19 protein-coding genes and 1 tRNA gene are annotated in these 18,617 nt (G+C 65.5%); 18 read left to right on the top strand and 2 right to left on the bottom strand.

Annotation, left to right across the window (positions count from 1 at the left end):
- The first annotated feature begins 18 nt into the window (after positions 1-18).
- Positions 19-1,059 (top strand): HlyD family secretion protein, encoded by a 1,041-nt coding sequence (locus QO033_RS10130; RefSeq protein ID WP_284480847.1) that lies wholly within the window; start codon positions 19-21, stop codon positions 1,057-1,059.
- Positions 1,060-1,153: 94 nt separating this feature from the next.
- Here QO033_RS10130 and QO033_RS10125 read toward each other — a convergent pair whose 3' ends face one another.
- Entirely contained in the window at positions 1,154-2,629 is a 1,476-nt protein-coding gene (locus QO033_RS10125) for an amidase (RefSeq protein WP_284480846.1), read from the bottom strand.
- A gap of 770 nt (positions 2,630-3,399) precedes the next feature.
- On the opposite strand from QO033_RS10125, the gene dctP reads away from it, so the two are divergent.
- The 11 genes from dctP to QO033_RS10070 all read left to right on the top strand — a co-directional run bounded on the left by dctP (position 3,400) and on the right by QO033_RS10070 (position 14,127).
- Positions 3,400-4,362, top strand: a complete 963-nt coding sequence (gene dctP / locus QO033_RS10120; RefSeq protein ID WP_284480845.1) for a TRAP transporter substrate-binding protein DctP — start codon at positions 3,400-3,402, stop codon at positions 4,360-4,362.
- A 34-nt stretch (positions 4,363-4,396) separates the two neighbouring features.
- Positions 4,397-4,918: a TRAP transporter small permease gene (locus tag QO033_RS10115; RefSeq protein WP_284480844.1), complete on the top strand. Its 522-nt coding sequence runs from the start codon at positions 4,397-4,399 to the stop codon at positions 4,916-4,918.
- Between the two features lie 4 nt (positions 4,919-4,922).
- Positions 4,923-6,245 (top strand): TRAP transporter large permease, encoded by a 1,323-nt coding sequence (locus QO033_RS10110; protein WP_284480843.1) that lies wholly within the window; start codon positions 4,923-4,925, stop codon positions 6,243-6,245.
- A 322-nt stretch (positions 6,246-6,567) separates the two neighbouring features.
- The gene (locus QO033_RS10105) at positions 6,568-6,966 is read left to right on the top strand and encodes a VOC family protein (protein ID WP_284480842.1); all 399 of its coding nucleotides are present in this window, start codon (positions 6,568-6,570) and stop codon (positions 6,964-6,966) included.
- The gene (locus QO033_RS10100) at positions 6,966-8,129 is read left to right on the top strand and encodes an enolase C-terminal domain-like protein (protein ID WP_284480841.1); all 1,164 of its coding nucleotides are present in this window, start codon (positions 6,966-6,968) and stop codon (positions 8,127-8,129) included. The genes QO033_RS10105 and QO033_RS10100 overlap by 1 nt, the downstream gene beginning before the upstream one ends.
- Before the next feature lie 39 nt (positions 8,130-8,168).
- Positions 8,169-9,494 carry an aromatic ring-hydroxylating oxygenase subunit alpha gene (locus QO033_RS10095; RefSeq protein WP_284480840.1) on the top strand — a complete coding sequence of 442 codons (1,326 nt, stop codon included), beginning with the start codon at positions 8,169-8,171 and terminating at the stop codon, positions 9,492-9,494.
- Positions 9,494-9,976 (top strand): aromatic-ring-hydroxylating dioxygenase subunit beta, encoded by a 483-nt coding sequence (locus tag QO033_RS10090; RefSeq protein ID WP_284480839.1) that lies wholly within the window; start codon positions 9,494-9,496, stop codon positions 9,974-9,976. Before QO033_RS10095 ends, QO033_RS10090 begins: the two co-directional genes overlap by 1 nt.
- Before the next feature lie 137 nt (positions 9,977-10,113).
- On the top strand, positions 10,114-10,827 hold the full coding sequence (locus QO033_RS10085) for a hypothetical protein (RefSeq protein WP_284480838.1): 714 nt from the start codon (positions 10,114-10,116) through the stop codon (positions 10,825-10,827).
- 206 nt (positions 10,828-11,033) lie between these two features.
- Positions 11,034-12,086 (top strand): YeiH family protein, encoded by a 1,053-nt coding sequence (locus tag QO033_RS10080; RefSeq protein ID WP_407682108.1) that lies wholly within the window; start codon positions 11,034-11,036, stop codon positions 12,084-12,086.
- On the top strand, positions 12,083-12,997 hold the full coding sequence (locus tag QO033_RS10075; protein WP_284480837.1) for a LysR family transcriptional regulator: 915 nt from the start codon (positions 12,083-12,085) through the stop codon (positions 12,995-12,997). The genes QO033_RS10080 and QO033_RS10075 overlap by 4 nt, the downstream gene beginning before the upstream one ends.
- A 203-nt stretch (positions 12,998-13,200) precedes the next feature.
- The gene (locus QO033_RS10070; RefSeq protein WP_284480836.1) at positions 13,201-14,127 is read left to right on the top strand and encodes a LysR family transcriptional regulator; all 927 of its coding nucleotides are present in this window, start codon (positions 13,201-13,203) and stop codon (positions 14,125-14,127) included.
- A 237-nt stretch (positions 14,128-14,364) separates the two neighbouring features.
- Here QO033_RS10070 and QO033_RS10065 read toward each other — a convergent pair.
- Positions 14,365-14,448, bottom strand: a tRNA-Tyr gene (locus QO033_RS10065).
- 113 nt (positions 14,449-14,561) lie between these two features.
- Between QO033_RS10065 and rlmB the strand changes: the two genes are divergently transcribed.
- The 6 genes from rlmB (at position 14,562) to QO033_RS10035 (ending at position 18,585) form a co-directional block, all read left to right on the top strand.
- A complete protein-coding gene (gene rlmB / locus QO033_RS10060) occupies positions 14,562-15,335 on the top strand; it encodes a 23S rRNA (guanosine(2251)-2'-O)-methyltransferase RlmB (RefSeq protein ID WP_284480835.1) in 774 nt (257 codons plus the stop codon).
- A gap of 63 nt (positions 15,336-15,398) precedes the next feature.
- Entirely contained in the window at positions 15,399-15,677 is a 279-nt protein-coding gene (locus QO033_RS10055) for a hypothetical protein (protein WP_284480994.1), read from the top strand.
- A gap of 141 nt (positions 15,678-15,818) precedes the next feature.
- Positions 15,819-16,271 (top strand): YHS domain-containing (seleno)protein, encoded by a 453-nt coding sequence (locus tag QO033_RS10050; RefSeq protein WP_284480834.1) that lies wholly within the window; start codon positions 15,819-15,821, stop codon positions 16,269-16,271.
- Between the two features lie 180 nt (positions 16,272-16,451).
- Positions 16,452-16,874, top strand: coding sequence for a CoA-binding protein (locus QO033_RS10045; RefSeq protein ID WP_284480833.1), 423 nt, complete (start codon positions 16,452-16,454; stop codon positions 16,872-16,874).
- A 105-nt stretch (positions 16,875-16,979) separates the two neighbouring features.
- Positions 16,980-17,450, top strand: coding sequence for a MarR family winged helix-turn-helix transcriptional regulator (locus QO033_RS10040; protein WP_284480832.1), 471 nt, complete (start codon positions 16,980-16,982; stop codon positions 17,448-17,450).
- On the top strand, positions 17,437-18,585 hold the full coding sequence (locus tag QO033_RS10035) for an FUSC family protein (protein WP_284480831.1): 1,149 nt from the start codon (positions 17,437-17,439) through the stop codon (positions 18,583-18,585). The genes QO033_RS10040 and QO033_RS10035 overlap by 14 nt, the downstream gene beginning before the upstream one ends.
- Positions 18,586-18,617 lie beyond the last annotated feature (32 nt).

Below are 18,617 nucleotides of genomic sequence, written 5' to 3'. Positions count from 1 at the left end.
CGCCCTGAGGGTTAAGTCATGAACGTCCTGAAACATCATATCCCCACCGTCCTGATCGCGCTGATCGGTGTGCTGGGCATTGGCCTCGTGCTCTGGGCCTGGCACCTGCCGCCGTTCGACGGCGGCGAAATCCGCACCTCCAACGCCTATGTCCGGGGCAGTGTCACCACGATTTCCGCCCAGGCCGCCGGCGAGGTGACCGAGGTGCCGATGCAGGATTTTGCCACCGTGAAACGCGGCGACGTTCTGGTCCGGCTGGATGACCGCAGCGCGCGCGAGGCGCTGGCCCAGGCGACCGCGCAGCTCGATGCCGCACAGTCGGCGCTGAAGGCGAATACCCAGGCGATCCGCTCGGCCCAGGCGACGCTGGCCGCGCGTCAGGCGACGGCGCAGGCGGCGCAGGCGGCGCTCGACACCTCGCGCGCGTCCTGGACCCGGCTGCACAAGCTGCAGGACAAGGGCGTCGTTACCACCAGCAATGTCGAAGAGGCCGACCTGGCGCTGCGCCAGGCCGAGGCGGCGCTGACCCAGGCGCAGAGCAATGTCGATGTGGCGCGCGAATCCGTGGTCTCCGCCAAGGTGCAGACCGAGACGCTGAACGCCCAGATCGCCAGTGCCCAGGCGGCGGTGGCGCTGGCCGGTATCGATCTGGACCGCCGGGTGATCCGGGCGCCGGTGGACGGGCGGCTGGGTCAGATCGGGGTGCGGCCCGGGCAATATGTCAGCGCCGGCACCGCGCTGGTGTCGCTGGTGCCGCCGCAGGTCTGGGTGATCGCCAATGTGAAGGAGACCGAACTGGCCGATCTGCATCCGGGCCAGCCGGTGACCTTCACCGTCGACGCGCGGCACGACCGGGCCTTTGCCGGCCATATCGCCGAGTTTTCGCCGGCGACGGCCTCGGAATTCAGTGTGCTGGGCAATTCCACCGCCACCGGCAATTTCACCAAGATCGCGCAGCGCCTGCCTGTGCGGATCGAGATCGACCCGGATCAGCCGGGCGCCGGCGATCTGGCGCCGGGGATGTCGGTGGTGCTCTACGCGCCGCGCACGGCCTCCTGAGCTGGGGTCGCGGCAGCGTCGGAACGAGAAACGCGCACCGCTGTGAAGCGATGCGCGGGAATGGCCGGGCCGCCTGCGGCCCGGTCGTGACGGGTCAGTTGGTGATATGGACCTGCGGTTTGCGACCGTCGAACCAATCGCCGTTCAGCGAGCGTTCGACCTGGGCGGCCAGCTGCAGCAGCAACCCGTCGTTGCCCTGTTTGGTGGTCGCATGCATCCCCAGCGGCAGGCCGTTCGGCAGCCGGCCCATCGGCAGCGAGATGCCCGGCGTGCCGGCGAGGTTGCAGATCGGGGTGAAGGCGAAGAAGGCCCAGAGGTTTTCGAACCAGTCCATCACCGAGGGGTTGTCGGAGGAGGTCAGATATTCCTGGGTGTCCAGCCGCGGTGTCGGATGGGCGATGATCGGGGTCAGGATGATATCCCAGTCCTCGAAGAAGTTGCCCAACTGGCGCGACACGGTGTTGAAAGCCAGCTGCATGTTGGCGCGATCTGTGTAGCTGCCGTTGATGCCTGCTTCCCAGATCTTGATGTTGATCGGTTCGATCAGCCCCTCCGGCGGACGGTCGTAGCCGCGCGGGATCAGCAGGTTGTTCACGGTCTGCGCGAAGTTGGTGATATAGCAGGCGGTCTGCGCTTCGTAGGACAGCTGGAAATCGACCTCGGGCACCTTCCATTCCACATGGTGGCCGAGAGCGGCGAACTGCTGGGCGACGCGCTCGAGATCGGCGGCGATTTCCGGATCGGCCTTGTAGGGACCCCATTCGTGCGATACCGCGATCTTCAGCGGTTTCGGATCGCGTTTGATCAGCTCCAGATAGGGTTCGTCCGGGAACCAGTAGGGCATGAATTCGCCCGGGGCACCACCGCGGCAGGCATCGACGAAGGCGGCGCTGTCGCGCACCGTCCGGGTCAGCGCGCCCTGGGTCGAAACGACCGAGCTGAAGTCGGAGGCGAAGGGCGCCTGCGAGAACACCCCGCGCGACGTCTTGATCGAGATCGCGCCGTTCACCCCGGCCGGGATACGCAGCGAGCCGCCGCCGTCCGAACCGCTGGCCATCGGCACGGCGCCGGCGCCGACCATGACCGCCGAGCCGGCGGAGGAGCCGCAGCTGGTGAACTCGGTATCCCAGGGGTTCCTGGTGGTGTGCAGCGCCGGGTTTTCACAGGAGCTGCAGGTGGCGAATTCCGGCGCCGTGGTGCGGCCGATCAGGTTCAGCCCGGCCTTGCGGAACTGGGTGGTCAGAAACCCGTCTGCGGCGGCACGGTTGCCCTGCAGCATCATCGAGCCCATTTCCTGCAGCCGCCCCTTCATGGTGGTGCAGCCGGTGTCCTTCACCAGAAACGGCAGGCCGGCGAAGATGCCCTCGGGGTTGGTGCCTTCGGCGAAGGGGTCCTTCACCGTGTCCTCGAAGATCTCGAGAACACCGTCGATCTCGGGGTTGACCTTGGCGACGGCGGCGGTGGCCTGCTCGGCCAGCTCCGCGGCGGTCACCTTGCCGCTGCGGATCAGCTCGGCCAGGCCCAGGCCGTCGTGCGAATACCATTCATCCCAGCTCATTACTGTGGGCATCACGTGCTTCCTTTCGATTTCTCAGGTGGCAGCCGGCAGATCGCTGCCGCGGGTGCGGCTGCTGCTGTGCGTGCTGTGCCACCCGGCGCGGGGGGAGAAAAACCGAGAACGCGCCCGAGCGCAAACATTCGGTGGATTTTTTGCCTCAGGGCGTCCGGTTGCCCGATTATTGGGTGCGCCGATACAGATTGCCGGGCTGGCTGCGGGTCGGTTCCACCGCCCGGGGCCGGGAGCGGGCCGATTCTCGGCCGGTTCCGGCCGGATCCATCGGCTGGCCATGTCAGTATGCATTATCATGTATATTCACAGCCCCCTCGCGGCATACGGAAAGGACCGGTTTTCCCCGGGAGTCCTGGGCGATACTGCACGTAATAGTTGGATGCCCGATATTTGTGCATTGCCGGATGCGACATTCCGGAGCACCTGAAGCGACTCGGGGTTGGCCGTTTTGCGTGAAAAATCATGTTTTGACGCGCGGCGGTTTTGAGGCTCAGATGGCGTATCGCCCGGTGAATATGCCCTGTTTTTAAGCGAATTTGGTGATTTTCAGAAGGTCAGGGCAGGCCGTATCGGAAACCCATTGGAGTTCTGTGAAAATTCACTTTTCATGTAAGGCGGGACTGTCGGGGCTCGGAACGACCCCGGCACAGCCTTGAGCCAAAGGGCGCAGCGAGCCCGCGGCGAATTTTGTTTTACATGCGAAATATTGCCATGATAGCCTCGCTGCAACGACAAAACGAACAAGATACCAACACAGACGGAGGTAACTCATGTTTTCCAAAGCATCCGCATTCGCAGCGGCCCTGGCGCTGTCGGCGGCGACGCTCGCACCGGTTGCTGCCAGCGCCGAAAAGACCATGCGCATGGCCATCTGGCTGCCGACCCAGCTGGTCTTCGCCGAACCCACGGTGATGTTTGTCGACCATGTCAACGAGGTCGGCAAGGGCGTGCTGCAGATCAATCTGGTGGGGCCGGATGCGATCCCCGGGCCGGAGCAGTCGAACGCGCTGCGCACCGGGTTGCTGGACATGGCAACGCTGCCGCCGGGGCTCTATAAGCAGCAGGTGCCGCTGGGCAACGCGCAGGATATCTCGGACATGACCGTGGCCGAGCAGAAGGCAAATGGCGCTTACGACTATATGCGCGAGATGACCAAGGAACAGCTGGGCGCCTATATCCTGACGACCTATGGCGACGGTGTGCCGTTCCACATCTACGCCGACAAGGAAATCAGCTCGCTCGAGGATCTGAAGGGCCTGCGCCTGCGCGGCTCGCCGATCTACAACGCCTTCTTCAGCTCGCTCGGCATCAGCTCGACCAGCACCTCCGCCTCGGAAACCTACACCGCGCTGGAACGGGGCGTGGTCAACGGTGTCGGCTGGCCGCTCTGGGGGGTGCATGACCTCGGCTGGGAGAAATTCATCAAGACCCGCGTCGATCCGGGCTTCTACAACGTGACCATCAACATCCTGGTCAACGAGAAGGTCTGGGAAGGCCTGACCGACGAGGAGCGCAAGGTTCTGGAAGACGCGGCCGCCTGGCTCGACGCCGAGATGCCGGCCTTCAACGCCGACAAGAACGAGATGAACCTGAAGATCCAGGCCGACGCCGGGATCGTCTCCTTCGATGCGGGTCCGGATCTGCCGAAGCAGGCCGCCGACATCTATTGGGGCGAGATGGCCAAGATCGACGCGGAAGGCACCGCCAAACTGCGCGCGCTGTTCCAGAAGTGACCGGAGCAGCCCCCTTGCGGGTGGGACTTTCGAAATGAAGCAAGTGCTGAAATTGTGTGAGACCGGCTATGTCGGTCTCATCAACCTCCTGGCGATGTTCTCGATCGGATTGTTCATGATCATCACCGGGTGGATCACCTACGAGGTCTTCTCGCGCAGCCTCGGCTTTGGCTCGACCCTCGGGATCGTCGATTTCGCCGAGAATGCGCTCTATGCGATGACCCTGCTGTCGGCGCCGTGGGTGCTGTACAAGAAGGCGCATGTGCGGGTTCTGGTGCTGCCCGAGCGGCTGCCGCCGGTGGCCCATTACATGCTGGAACTGCTCACGCTGGCGATCTGCGTCGCCGTCTGTCTGGTTCTGTCCTACTACGCCTGGATCAACTTCACCACGTCGCTGCAACGCAACGAGCTGATCTTCGGCGAACTGATTTTCCCGGAATGGTACGTGCAGTGGCAGGCGCCCCTGGCGCTGTTCCTGCTGGCGGTCGGTTTCATCCGGGAGATGTTCCTGGCCCGTGAAACGATCTTCTCCGCCCCCCCGATTGTGAAGGAGTGAGCCGATGGAATGGGTTCAGGCACTGGCTGTCATGCTGGGCGGGGTGATCGTGCTGATCATGCTGGGGCTCCCGGTGGTGATGGCCTTCATGACGGCGAACCTGATTGGGGCGCTGCTCTACTTCGGGGGCGAGATCGGCATCATGCAGATGATCCGCAACCTGCGGCCCTCGGTTGCGAATTACAACATGGCGCCGATCCCGCTGTTCGTGCTGATGGGCGAGATCATGCTGCAGACAGGTATGGCGAAACGGTCGATCGAGGCGATCGACAAGCTGATCGCGCGGGTGCCGGGGCGTCTGTCGATCGTGGCGGTGCTGGGCGGCACCAGCTTTGCCGCGCTCTCCGGCTCCTCGGTGGCGAATGCCGCCATCGTCGGCCGCACGCTGCTACCGGAAATGAAATCGCTGGGCTATGCCAACACCATGTCGATCGGTCCGGCCACGGCGGTCGGCGGTATCGCGGTGCTGATCCCGCCCTCGGCGCTGGCGGTGATCCTGGGTAGCCTCGCACATATCTCGATCAACGAGCTGCTGCTGTCGGGCATCATTCCCGGGGTGATGATGATGGTGGCCTTCCTGGCCTACATCATGATCCGCTGTACCCTTAACCCGGCGCTGGCACCGATGGAGACCGAGCGGGAAGAGCTGAGCTTTGGCGAGCGGGTGATGCCGGTGGTCAAGAACGTGCTGCCGCTGATGCTGATCTTCGTCGCGGTGGTGGGGGCGATCCTGGGTGGCTTCGCCACGCCGACCGAATCCGCTGCAATCGGGGCCGTTGCCTCCTTCATCGCGGGTCTCGTCTATCGCCGACTGACGGTGACGAACTTCCTGGCCGCGTTCCGCGAGTCGCTGAAGTTCTCGGCGATGATCCTCTTCATCATCTGCTGCTCGGGCACCTTCTCTCAGATCCTCGCCTTTACCGGCGCGACCGAGAAGCTGACCCGCGCGGTGATCGAGGGGTCCAACCTGACGCCCTTCGTCATCGTGGTGCTGATGCTGGCGCTCTTGATCGTGCTGGGGTTCTTCATGGAATCGGCCTCGATCATCATGCTGACCGTGCCGATCTTCTTCCCGATCCTCAGCGCGGTTCAGGTCGACCTGCTGTGGTTCGGTCTGATGATGATGGTGGCGCTGGAGATCGGCCTGTGTACGCCGCCCTTCGGGATCCTGCTCTTTGTGGTGCAGGGGGTGTTGAACGGGCGCGTCTCGATGGGGGCGATCTATCACGCGGTGTTCCCCTTCATCACCTTGCAGCTTCTGGTGCTGGCGATCATCCTGCTGTTCCCGGGCACGATCTCCTGGTTGCCGGCGTTGTTGCAGCAATGATCTGACATCCGCTCTGTCCTGGGGCAGCGGCACTGAGACGGGCCCGGCGATCCTGCGCCGGGCCCTTTTTCGTGCGCTGGCCGGCAGGGCGGTGCGGGTCGGCAGGGCCATGGCTGCCTGCCGATGCGCATCGCTGCCCCTGTGGTCGGGCTCCCTGCCAAAAAAGATGCGACTTGCACAAATATTTTCTCAAGAGCCAATACCGAAGCATATTCGATATTGACCGATGTCGGGTTTGCGGTACTGTTTTATCCATAAAGTAAGTCGGCCCGGGCGCGCCCGGCCTCATCCAAGACCGCCCCGCCATGAGAAGGAGAGAGCCATGGGAAAGATCAGACATATCGCCATTCAGGTGCCGGACCTGGAAAAGGCTGCGGCATTTTATGAGAACGTCTTCGACCTGAAACGGGTCGGTGAGGCGCAAAGCCCGATCGGCAATGCCATCTCGCTGTCCGACGGGCTGGTGAACCTGACTCTGCTGCACTTCCCCGAAGGCACCAAGGGTGGCAAGGGCGGCCCGGACTGGGCCGGGTTGCACCACATCGGCTTTGTCGTCGACGACGAGGCGGAGGCCGACGCGCGCATCAAGAAATACGGCGGCGAATTCTTCATGCAGCTCGAAGCCCATCCGGGCGTGGATGCCGAGAAGAAATACAAGGACGTCAACGGTATCGTCTTCGACATGGCGGCCCACAACTGGGTGCAGGCCGTGGACGAGTAATGCGCATCACCGCCATCCACGAGGCGACGGTGCCGCTGTCGGTCGCGGCCCGAAGCGCCAATATCAGCTTCGACGCCATGACCGCCAGCGCCGTGGCGCTGGTCACCGATGTGATGCACGACGGCCGCCCGGTGATCGGGCTCGCCTTCGACACCATCGGACGCTACGGCCACGGCGGGTTGCTGCGGGAACGGTTCATGCCGCGTCTGCTCGCGGCGGATCCGGACAGCTACGCGGCGGGCAGCAGCATCGATCCGCAGGCGGTCTGGGACATCGTCATGCGTAACGAGAAATTCGGCGGCCATGGCGAACGCTCCGGCGCGGTGGGGCTGATCGACGCGGCTGTCTGGGACCTGGCGGCGAAGCTGGAGGGGGTGCCGCTCTGGCGTTTCCTGGCCGCGTGGGAAGACCGGGAGACGGCGTCCGGTCAGGTCGCGGTCTATGCCAGCGGTGGCCACTATGCGGCCCGGGACGATCTGGCGGTGCTGCGAGCGGAGCTGCAACGTGGCCGCGACGCGGGCCATACCCGGATGAAGATCAAGATCGGAGGGGCGCCGCTGGCCGAGGATATCGCCCGGATCGAGGTCGCGCTGGACACGATCGGGGCAGGCGGCAGCCTGGCGCTCGACGCCAACGGTACGTTCGATCTCGACACCGCCGCTGCCTATCTCCGGGCGCTGGAGGGCTATCCGATCGCCTGGCTGGAAGAGCCGGGCACCGCGCTCGATTACCAGTTGAACGCGCAGATCGCAGATATCGCGACGTTGCCCCTGGCGGTGGGGGAGAACCTGTTCTCCTTCGACGATACCCGCAACCTGCTGCGCTATGGCGGGCTGCGCCCCGAACGCGATCTGCTGCAGATGGATATCTCTGCAAGCTACGGGCTGGTGGAATATGGCCGCATCCTGCGCCTGGCCGAGGCCGATGGCTGGGCGCGCGACCGGTTCGCGCCGCATGCCGGCCAGCTCTTCGCGATGCAATGCGCCGCCGGGCTGGGGCTCGGGCTGGCGGAGGTGGCGATCTCGACCGCCTCGCTGTTCGGCCGGATCACGGCGGAGGTGCCGGTGGCCGATGGCATCGCGACCCTGCCCGAGACGCCCGGCGTCGGTTTCGAACGGCTGGCGGTCTTCAATCAACTCTTCGGGGACGTGCTGCCGCACTGACCCCGGACTTCGAGAAACAGGAACAGAGGTGATCCAGCGATGGAACAGCAAGAGGCTATCACTGTCGACGACATCCGCGATCTGGTGCGGCCGCATCAGGTGCACCGGCGCGCCTATGCCGACCCGGAGGTCTTCCAGCTTGAGATGGAGCGGATTTTCGGCCGGATGTGGATTTATCTCGCCCATGAAAGCCAGCTGAGGAAACCCGGGGCCTTCTTCCGCACCCGCTTGGCCGGAACGGAGGTGCTGGTCACCCGCCACACCGATGGCGAGGTCTATGTGCTGCACAACCGCTGCCCGCATCGCGGCGCCCGCATGTGCATGGTCGATCGCGGTAACAGCCGGCTGCTGAACTGCCCTTACCACGCCTGGTCGTTCCGCCCCGACGGCACGCTGTCGACGGTGCCGCACAAGCAGAGCTATCCGGAAAGCTTCGACATGGAGGCGCCGGAGAACCAGATGCAGCGGGTTCGCAACGTAGAGAGCTATCGCGGCTTCATCTTCGCCACGCTGAACGAGACCCCCGTGCCGCTGACCGAGCAGCTGGGCGAGATGACCGACATCATCGACAACCTGCTGGCCCGTGCGCCGGAGGGAGAGGTTGAGATCTCCGAGTCCTATTTCACCCTGGAATATAAGGGAAACTGGAAGCTGCATCTGGAAAACGCGGCGGATATCTTCCATCCGACCTTCGTGCACAGCTCTTCGGTCGGGGCGGCGAAACGGGCGCCGCAGAACGCCTCTCGGCTGGACAGCGACCAGACCCGCACCATGCTGGAGGCCAATGGCTTCGGCATCGACCAGTGGGAAGGCATCCGGCTGAACGGCCTGCCGAATGGGCATTCCTACATGTCGAATTTCTACAGCAAGGGGGTGCTGGTCGATCAGACCGAAGATCCGGTGATGACCGAATACAAGAAACGGATGGTCGCCGCCTATGGCGAGGAGAAGGCCGCCGACATCCTCAGCGTCGACCGGTTCAACAACATCATTTACCCCAACATGATCCTGAACGCACAGCATCAGCAGATGCGGATCACCATCCCGCTGGCGCATGACCGCACCCTGATCCGAGTGCAGTGTTTCCGGCTGAAGGGCGCCCCGGACGAGATGTTCGAACGCGCCATCCGCTTCCTGTCGACGCTGGCCTCTCCGGCCTCGATGATCTTTTCCGACGATGTGGAGATGCTGGAGCGCTGCCAGGCGGGGCTCGACCGCGACGACACGCCCTGGCTGGATTTCTCCCGCGGGCTGGATATCGATCGCACCGACGAGACCGGCAGCGTCTCGGGCGTGGCCAGCGAAATGCCGATGCGGGTCCAGTTCAAGGCCTGGGTCGAGATGATGACGCAGGAGGTCGCGTGATGGACGACGCCACTCTTCAGAACAAGGTCGAGAAATTCCTGTTCACCGAGGCCCGCCTGCTCGACAGCGGCGATTTCTCCGCCTGGCTGGAGCTCTATGCCCCTGATGGCATCTACTGGATGCCGAGCCAGCCGGGCCAGACCGATGCCAAGACGGTCGCCTCGATCATCTATGAGGATCACCCGATCCTGTCGATCCGGGTGCAGCGGCTGTTCGAGGCCCGGGCGCTGGTGCTGACGCCGATGCCCGAGACGGTTCATATGCTCAGCAATATCGAGGTCGAGGATGCGGGCGAGGACGGGCTGGTTCGGGCCGAGGCGACCTTCATCTGCATCCAGTATCAGGCCAATGAGCAGAAGATCTTCTCCGGCCGGCAGAGGTTCGACCTGCTGCCCGAGGGCGACAGTTTTCGCATCCGGCTGAAGCGGGTTGACCTGCTCAATGCCGGCGGAACGCTGCCGCTGATCACCATCCCGTTCTGAGCCTGCGGCGGGGAGATCGTTTGTACACAAATTATTTTAGTCATAAAATTATCTTGTGCCCGCGATCCTCTCCTGCAAGGTTGTAACCCGGGGCGATGCGCTGCGGTGCTCTTCCCAAGACAAAGGACCTGAAACCGATGCGATTTGCCTATTTCCTCTCTTTCTTCGACCGCGAGGACCCCACGCGGGAGCTCGGCGCGGCCGAACTGGAGGGGGTCGCAGACATCATCGCCACCACGCCCGGGCTCAGCCGCGGGCTGCTGTTTGCCGGGGTGCAGGAGGTGGCGAAATACTACCCCAACGACGATACGCCGCCGCAGCTGGGTATGGAGCTCTATTTCGATACCATCGAGGCGCTGGAGGCGGCGCTGGCCCGCGACGGCCATCTGCAGGCGCTGGTCGGCTGCGAGGCTGTCCGGGCGCTGGCGGGCGCGGAGGCGCAGCAGCAGGCGATGGTGGTACGCAGGTTCAAGGACACGCCGCCCCGAAGCGCGGAAGATCGCAGCTTCTGCAGCTATCTGGTGCATTATCCCGGCACCGCCGAGGATCTGAACGAATGGCTGGATTACTACGTGCGCAATCACCCGCAGGTGATGCAGCTCTTTCCCGGCATTCGCGAGATCGAGGTCTGTTCACGGCTCGACTGGTGCGGCTTCCTGCCCTGGCCACGGGTGAATTACATGCAGCGCAACAAGATCGCCTTCGCCGACGTGGCGGGGCTGGTGGCGGCCATCAATTCCCCGGTCCGGGCCGAGATGACTGCCGATTTCAACAAGTTCCCGCCGTTCGAAGGCGGTAACTGCCACTATGCCCTGCAGACCCGCGAGCTTGAGCTGCGCCGGGACGGCTGATCTGCGGGCCCGATCCGATTCCGGGCGGTGCCTCCGCCCGGCCGAAACACTCCCCACTCCCCGCAGGTGACGCCACCTGCGGGGCTTTTTGTTGATCGAAAAGGAACCGTTCGATTTTATCGATCATAAGGAGATATATAATACGTTGGATTGATTGATTGTGCGGGTCTATCCGGAGGTCTCAGACGACAGCAAAGGACAGACAGATGGCACGCGCGGAAACGGATATGCAGACAGGGCCCCTTGAAACTGGCGGCTGGCTCGGGTCTCCGGTCGGGCGGGTGCTGCCGGGGCTGGGGCTGGCGATGCTGATCGCGGTGGCGGCCTTCGCGCTTAGGCAGCTGCCGGGCGTCGGGATGCTGAGCCCGCTGATTTTGGCGATCCTGATCGGCATGGGGTTTCACAATCTGGTCGGCACCCCGGCGATCGCCCGACCGGGGGTGGCCTTCAGCCTGCGCCGGGTGCTGCGGGCGGGGATCGTCCTGCTGGGTCTGCAGCTGACGGTGCAGCAGGTACTGGCGGTGGGCGGGATCGGCGTGGCGCTGATCGTGGTGACGCTGATTGCCACCTTCCTCTTTACCAGCTGGCTGGGCCGGGTGCTGGGGGTCGATGCCGGGCTGACCCAGCTGATCGCCGCCGGCAGTTCGATCTGCGGTGCCTCGGCGGTGATCGCCACCAATACGGTGACCCGGGCGCGTGACGAGGATGTCGCCTATGCGGTGGCCTGCGTGACCATCTTCGGGTCGCTCTCCATGGTACTGATGCCGTTGGCGGGCGGTCTGTTGCAGATGGGGCCGCAAAGCTTCGGCTTGTGGGCCGGATCGTCGATTCATGAGGTTGCCCAGGTGGTTGCCGCCGCCTATGCCCGCGGTCAGGAGGCCGGCGAATTCGGCACCATTGCCAAGCTGACGCGGGTGATGATGCTGGCCCCCGTGGTGCTGACGCTAGGGGCGCTGGCGACCCGCCGGCTGCGCCGCGACGGTGGCGAGGCCAGCCGCGCCGCGCCGCCGGTGCCCTGGTTCGTGTTCGGTTTCATCGCAATGGTGGGCGTCGCCAGCACCGGCTGGCTCCCCTCAGGGCTGTTGTCGGGGAGCGCCACGCTGACCAGCTTCCTGCTGGCCACCGCGCTGGCGGCAATGGGGCTGGAGACCGATATCCGCAAACTGGCGGCGGAGGGGCTGCGCCCGGCGCTTCTCGGCGCAGGGGCCTGGGTTTTCATTTCTCTTTTCAGCCTGGGTCTGGTTCTGATGGCGGCATGACCTTCGAACAGCTTCGTATCTTCGTCGCCGTCGCCGAGCGGGAGCATGTCACCCGCGCGGCGGCGGCGCTGCATCTGACCCAGAGCGCCGTCAGCGCCGCCATCGCCGCGCTGGAAGAACGCCACGCCGTCTGCCTGTTCGATCGGGTCGGGCGGCGCATCGTCCTGACCGATGCGGGGCGGCTGTTTCTGGGCGAAGCGCAGGCGGTGCTGGCACGGGTCGACCAGGCAGAGCGGGTGCTGGGCGATCTGGCCGGGCTGCGCCGCGGCACCTTGCGGCTGGGCGCCAGTCAGACGGTGGCGAATTACTGGCTGCCGCCGCTGATGCAGCGGTTTCACGCGGCGCATCCGGGATTCGCGCTGGAGCTGATCACCGGCAACACGACCGAGATCGTCCGGATGGTCGAGGCGGCGACGGTGGATCTGGGCTTTGTCGAAGGTGCGGCGGAGGCGCCGCGGCTGGCGGTGGAGACCCTGCCGGGGGATGAGCTGGCGCTGGTGGTGGCGCCGGCCGGGCCCTGGGCGGCGACACCGGGGACGGTGGCGTCGGGGGAGGCGGAGACGAGGGCGGCGGCGCTGGCGGCGATGCCCTGGGTCCTGCGCGAGCCCGGCTCCGGCACCCGCGCGGTCTGCGAGACGGCGCTGGCGGGCTATGGGCTGGGGTTCGGCGATATCGAGGTGGCGCTGGAGCTGCCCTCCAACGAGGCGGTGCGCGCCGCCGTCGTCGCCGGGGCCGGGGCGACGATCCTGTCGACGCTGGTGGTCGGCCCGTCGATCCGCGCCGGGGAGCTGATCCGGTTGCCCTTCGATCTGCCGCCGCGCCCCTTCCACGTGCTGCGCCACCGCGACCGCCATGTCTCCCGTGCGGAGGCGCGGTTTCTGGACCTGGCGCAGGCGGGTGGCGCCCTGTGATGCGGCGGCCGCGAACGCCGGCCGGAGGGCGCGTCGACGGGGGAGGGGCCTGTTTGCCCCCTCTTTCCCTTGCTGGGCAACTCACCCCCGAGGATATTTCCGGCCAGAAAAAGACCGGGGGGAGATCGGGCGGGGCGCGGTGATTGTGTCCAGGCTTTCAGTCTTCGATTGACCGATAGGGGGTAAGCTATCAGTCTGGGGCCATGGCCATCACCTTTCGTCAGCTCGAGCATTTTCTGGCCCTGTCGGAGGAGCTGCATTTCGGCAATGCGGCGCGGAAGCTGAATATTTCGCAGCCGCCGCTCTCCGCCAGCCTGAAGCAGCTGGAGGAACATCTGGGCTTTGCGCTGATGATCCGCACCAACCGGTCGGTGCGGCTGACCGAGGCGGGGGTGGTCTTCGCCCGTCATGCGGCGCGGCTGCTGAGCCAGCTGACGCAGGCGGAGGTGATCGCGGCGCAGACCGCCAAGGGCAGCACCGGCCGGCTGAGCGTGGCCTTCGCCCCGTCGATGCTGTTTCGCAATCTGCCCTCGACCCTGCGGCGGTTTCAGGAGGCCTACCCCAGGGTGGAGCTGATGCTGCACGAGATGAACACCGCCGATCAGATCGACTGGCTGACCCGGCATGAGTTGGACGTCGGTTTCATCCATGGCATCCCGCTGCCGGAGACGGTGGAAGAACATCTGCTGGAGACCGAGCGGCTGGTCTGTTGTCTGCCGCGCGGTCACCGGCTGGCTGGGCGCAGCCAGATTTCGCTGGATCAGCTGGCGGGGGAGCGGTTCCTGGTCTTCGCCCGCGAATACGCCGAGGCCAATTACGACCGGATCGCGGCGCTGCTGGCACAGCACGGGCTGGAGCTCTACAGCCCCTACAAGCTGCGCAACTGGTTCACGGTGGTGGCGCTGGTCAGTCAGGAGCTGGGGGTGGCGATTGTGCCGGCGTCGCTGGCGCGGATGGCCTTCGGCGATGTCACCTATGTCGAGATCCAGCGGCAGGAGGCGGAGCACCGGATCTCGATGATCTGCCACCGCGAGAGTGGCAATGAGGTGGTGCGGGAGTTCATCCGATTCGTGAAGGCCTCAGACATGGGGCATGCCAGCCCCGCGGGGTGGGATGGAAACGAGGGTTGAGGCGCGGGGGACGCCGCGGCGCCTGCGCCGGTGATCCCGTCTCGCCGCTCAACCTGTCGAGGCGCGCGATCGGGGCGCATGGCCGATCCGGCGCACGACGGGCGGGAAAGGCGCGTGCCGCTCCGCCAGAGCGGCGAAAGTCGGGGCCGAAACGGAAAGCCCCTTGCGGGACCTGGAGATATCCGCCGAAGCTGATCCGATTTTTGAGGCGCTTTGAGGGAATTTCAGCGGGGTGGATGGTGGGCGACCTTGGAATCGAACCAAGCGTGCGTCTCCGCGAGGGAGTTACAGTCCCCTGCCACACCTTGCGGCCTGTCGCCCATCCACGTGCGCTGTTGCGCCCGCTGTGCCGGCGTGATTACTAGCGTGGCCGAAGGGCGTCAACAGGAAAAACCGCATTTATTCAGCCTTTGCGGAGAGAGCCGGGGAAGACCATGAAAAAGCCGAAGTGGGTCATCGAGAAAGAGCAGTCGCGCAAGGCCGCCGCCGCCGAAACTGTGTGGCTGTTCGGGCTGCATGCGGTGCGCGATGCGCTGCTCAACCCACGGCGCGAAAAACTGCGGCTGATGGTGACGCTGAATGCCCAGGCCAAGCTGGCCGATGCCATCGCCGAGGCGGGGCTGGAGCCGGAGGTGGTCGATCCGCGCAAGTTCAACGCACCGATCGATCCCGGCTCGGTGCATCAAGGGGCGGCGCTGGAGGTCAAGCCGCTGGCCTGGGGCAGCCTGGCGGAGGCCTGTATCGGCCGCGACGTGCCGCGGGTGATTCTGCTCGACCGGGTGACGGACCCGCATAACGTGGGGGCAATTCTGCGCAGCGCCGAGGTGCTGGGTGCCTCAGCGGTGATCGGGACCCGACATCACTCCGCCCCGGAAACAGGGGCGCTGGCCAAGACGGCGAGCGGCGCGCTGGAGCGCCAGCCCTATCTCAGGATGCGCAATCTGGCGGAGACCATCGAAGAATTGCAGGGCATGGGCTTCTACGTCCTCGGCCTGGATGGCGAGGCGGAGGAGACCATCGAAACCGCGATGGCCGGCCGCTATGATCAGCCGGTGGCGCTGGTGCTGGGGGCGGAGGGGCCGGGGCTGCGGCCCAAGACCAAGGAAACCGTCGACAAGCTGGTCAAAATCGACGCAGCCGGCGGTTTCGGCTCGCTCAATGTCTCCAATGCCGCGGCGATCGCCCTATATGCCTCTCTGACGCATTGAAGGGCACAGCAAACGGCGCAGGGAGCGGACCTGCCGGCATGGCCTGCGCGGGAGGAGGCGACCATTCCCAGGACGACCAAGATTGCGACCTGCTGCTATTGCGGCACCCGCGCCGCGCTGGTGCTGAGCGGTGAGACCCGGCATGAGCTGAGCTGTTCGGCCTGCGGCGCGCCGCTGCACCGGATGAAGATGCTGCCGCAGGACCCGGCAGCCAAAGCCGCGGCTCCCCGGCCGGAAAAATCCTCCAGGCCGAAAAAGCGGAAGAAGGCGAAGATGCGCAAGGGGCTCTGGGCCCGGGCGCTGGAAGAGGCCTTCGACCTGGTGGAGGACGTGTTCGACTGACCGCCACGATGGCAGCGCCGGCTCCGGTGCTGTCATGAAGTTTCACAAGCCCGTCATTTCGCCGCTGTAGGGCTGTGCCGGCGGCGCATTCTCGCTACATCTTGGATATCGCGTTTCAATCCGGATGCCCGCCTGACCGTCATGATGCTTCGCCTGTTCCTGTCTTCCTGCTTCTTTGCCGTGATGCTGACCGGCCTGGCACGGGCCGGCGATCACCGCAGCCTGTTCTTCAACCGCGATGGCGTGGCGCTGTCGGGTTATGACACGGTGGCCTATTTCGTCGACGGGGCGGCGGTGCGGGGGCGGCAGGATATCGCGGTGATGTGGCGCGGCGTGGTCTGGCAATTCGCCAACCTCTTCCATCGTGAGCTGTTCGAGGCCAACCCGCGCGCCTACGCGCCGCAATACGGCGGCTATTGCGCCCATGGCATGGCCTTTGGCCGGGCTTCCTCCACCGATCCGCAGGCCTGGGCGATCCGGGAGGGCAAGCTCTATCTCATCCACTCCAAGGCGCAGCGCGACCTGTGGCTGCTGGCGCCGTCGGACTTCGTGGCCCGGGCCAATGCGCATTGGCCCAAGGCCCTGCATCGCTGATCGTGTTTCACGAAAATGCGAGGGGGTCTTTTTTTCCGAAATCTGCTGCTTAAATCACACAGTGACCGCGGACCGGAACTCCCGCGGGTCATTTCACTGTCCCTCGTTCCACACCTGTCGCCCGGAGCTTTTCAGCTTCGGGCGCTTTTTTCTGTCCCGCGCGACCCTTAAGGTGAGGCCATGCCCGAGTATTCCGACGACCTGCTGAAAGACATCCTGACCCGGACCCGGACCATCGCGCTGGTCGGGGCTTCCGCCAATCCGGAGCGGCCGAGCTTCCGGGTCGGCCAGTTCCTGGCGGCGCGGGGCTATCGGGTGATCCCGGTCAATCCCGGGCTGGCGGGTCAGGAGCTCTGGGGGCAGACCGTCGCCGCGTCGCTGGCGGAGATCGATGAGCCGGTGGATATGGTCGATATCTTTCGCCGCTCCGAGGCGGTCGGGCCGATCGTGACGGCAGCGCTTGCGGCCTTTCCGGGTCTGCAGACGGTGTGGATGCAGCTGGGCGTGGAGAATGCCGCCGCCGCGGCCCAGGCCGAGGAACGGGGCGTTCTGGTGATCCAGAACCGCTGCCCGAAAATCGAATACGACCGGTTGATGAGCTGAGGCGCGGGCGCAGGGCGGCTATGCGCCTCGCTTTGAGTTTTTAATTTGAATTGCAAATCAAATGATATTACCCGGGCGAGGAGTCTCCTGCCAATGAGCGCCGATATGTCTTCCCCCCGCACCCGTTTCGGTATCCGCTTTGCCCTGTTGTCGCGTCTCTGGCGGCGGGTGCTCGACATCCATCTGACCGAGGCCGGGCTGACCGATGCCACCTGGGTGCCACTGATCCATCTGAAGGAGACCGGCGGCGGGCTGACGCAGAAGGATCTGGCCGGGCTGGTGGGCGTCGAGGGATCGAGCCTGGTGCGGGTGATCGACATCCTGTCGCGGCAGGGGCTGGTCGAACGCCGCCCCGATGCCACGGACGGGCGGGCCAGGCTGATCTTTCTCACCGCAGAGGGCGACCGACGGGTGAGCGAGATCCGCGCCATGCTCTATGCCGCGGAGAAGGAGATGCTGATGGACCTGTCCGACAGCGAAATCGCCGCGACGCTGGAAACCTTCACGCGGATCGAGCGCCGCCTGAAACAGCTGCAAGCGCGGCCGGAGGAGGGCGGGAGCGATGCGCGGGCGTGATTCCACGAGAAACCGGCCCGGGGCGGGGAGCGCCGAAGGATCCCCAAGGCGGGCGGACAGCCTGCGGCAACTGCTGCACCGGCGCCAGTTGCTCGACGCGGTGACGCTGGCGCGGCAACCTTCGCTGCGCAATGCGGCGCTGGCCGGGCTGCAGGCGGCGCTGGCGATGGTGATCGCGCTGCCGCTGTTCCATTTCTCGCCCTGGCCGCAGCTGACCGGCTTTGCCTCGCTCGGGGCGATGGTGGCGCTGTTCGGTCGGTTCGCGCCGGAGCGCGGGCGCAGCCGGATCCTGCTCATGGCTGCGCTGTCACAGAGCTTCGCGGTGTTCGCCATGTCGCTGGCTGTCTGGCTGGGCGCCCCGACGGCGCTGCAGCTGGGCCTGCTGGCGCTGGCCTGCGGCGGGTTCTTCTTTCTCACCGTCAGTGCCGGCTTCGGCCCGCCGGGGGCGCTGATCTTCGTCTTTGCCGCCGGCGCTGCGATGGGACATGTCGATAGCTTCACCGTGGTGTTGGGCCGGACGCTGGCCACGGCGGGGGTGGCGGCGCTGGCTTGCGCGATCTGCTGGGGGATGGAAACGCTGCGCCAGCCGGCCGCGGCGGCCCAGCGTGCGCCGGACGATGCCGCCCGCCCGCTGGGGCACCGGCTGTTCGCGTCGGGACGGATCGTCATCGGCGCCGGGCTGGCGGCGGCGATCAGCCATGCGCTCGGTGGGCACTATCCGGCCTGGGCGGCGATGGGGGCGCTCGCGGTGATGCAGGGCGGGCACCTGCATGTGAGCATGAACCGCGCCCTGCAGCGGATGGCGGGGACGGTGGTCGGCGCGCTGATCGCCTGGGCGATTCTGATCCAGGACCCGGGTTTTCTGACTGTGGCGGTGGCACTTGCGATTCTGCAGTTCACCACCGAGCTGATCATCGGCACCAACTATGCCTTCGGTCAGGTGCTGGTGACGCCGATGGCGCTGTTGATGAGCCATCTCGCGGCCCCGGCCACCGCCGGTCCGGCAATGGCGCCGGAGAGGGTGATAGACACCCTGCTGGGGGCGAGCCTGGGGATCCTGGTGGCGGTGATCTTCTCCAGCCTCGATGACCGCCGGCACCTGGCCGAGCACCATCGCGCCCGGCTGGACGGCTGAACAGGGCGGGGGCGTCCCGCGTGACAGGCGCC

Source organism: Pseudodonghicola flavimaris, from assembly GCF_030164425.1.
Taxonomy (GTDB): domain Bacteria; phylum Pseudomonadota; class Alphaproteobacteria; order Rhodobacterales; family Rhodobacteraceae; genus Pseudodonghicola; species Pseudodonghicola flavimaris.
Note: the sequence above shows the minus strand (reverse complement) of the source record. Positions and strands in the feature narration are given on the sequence as shown.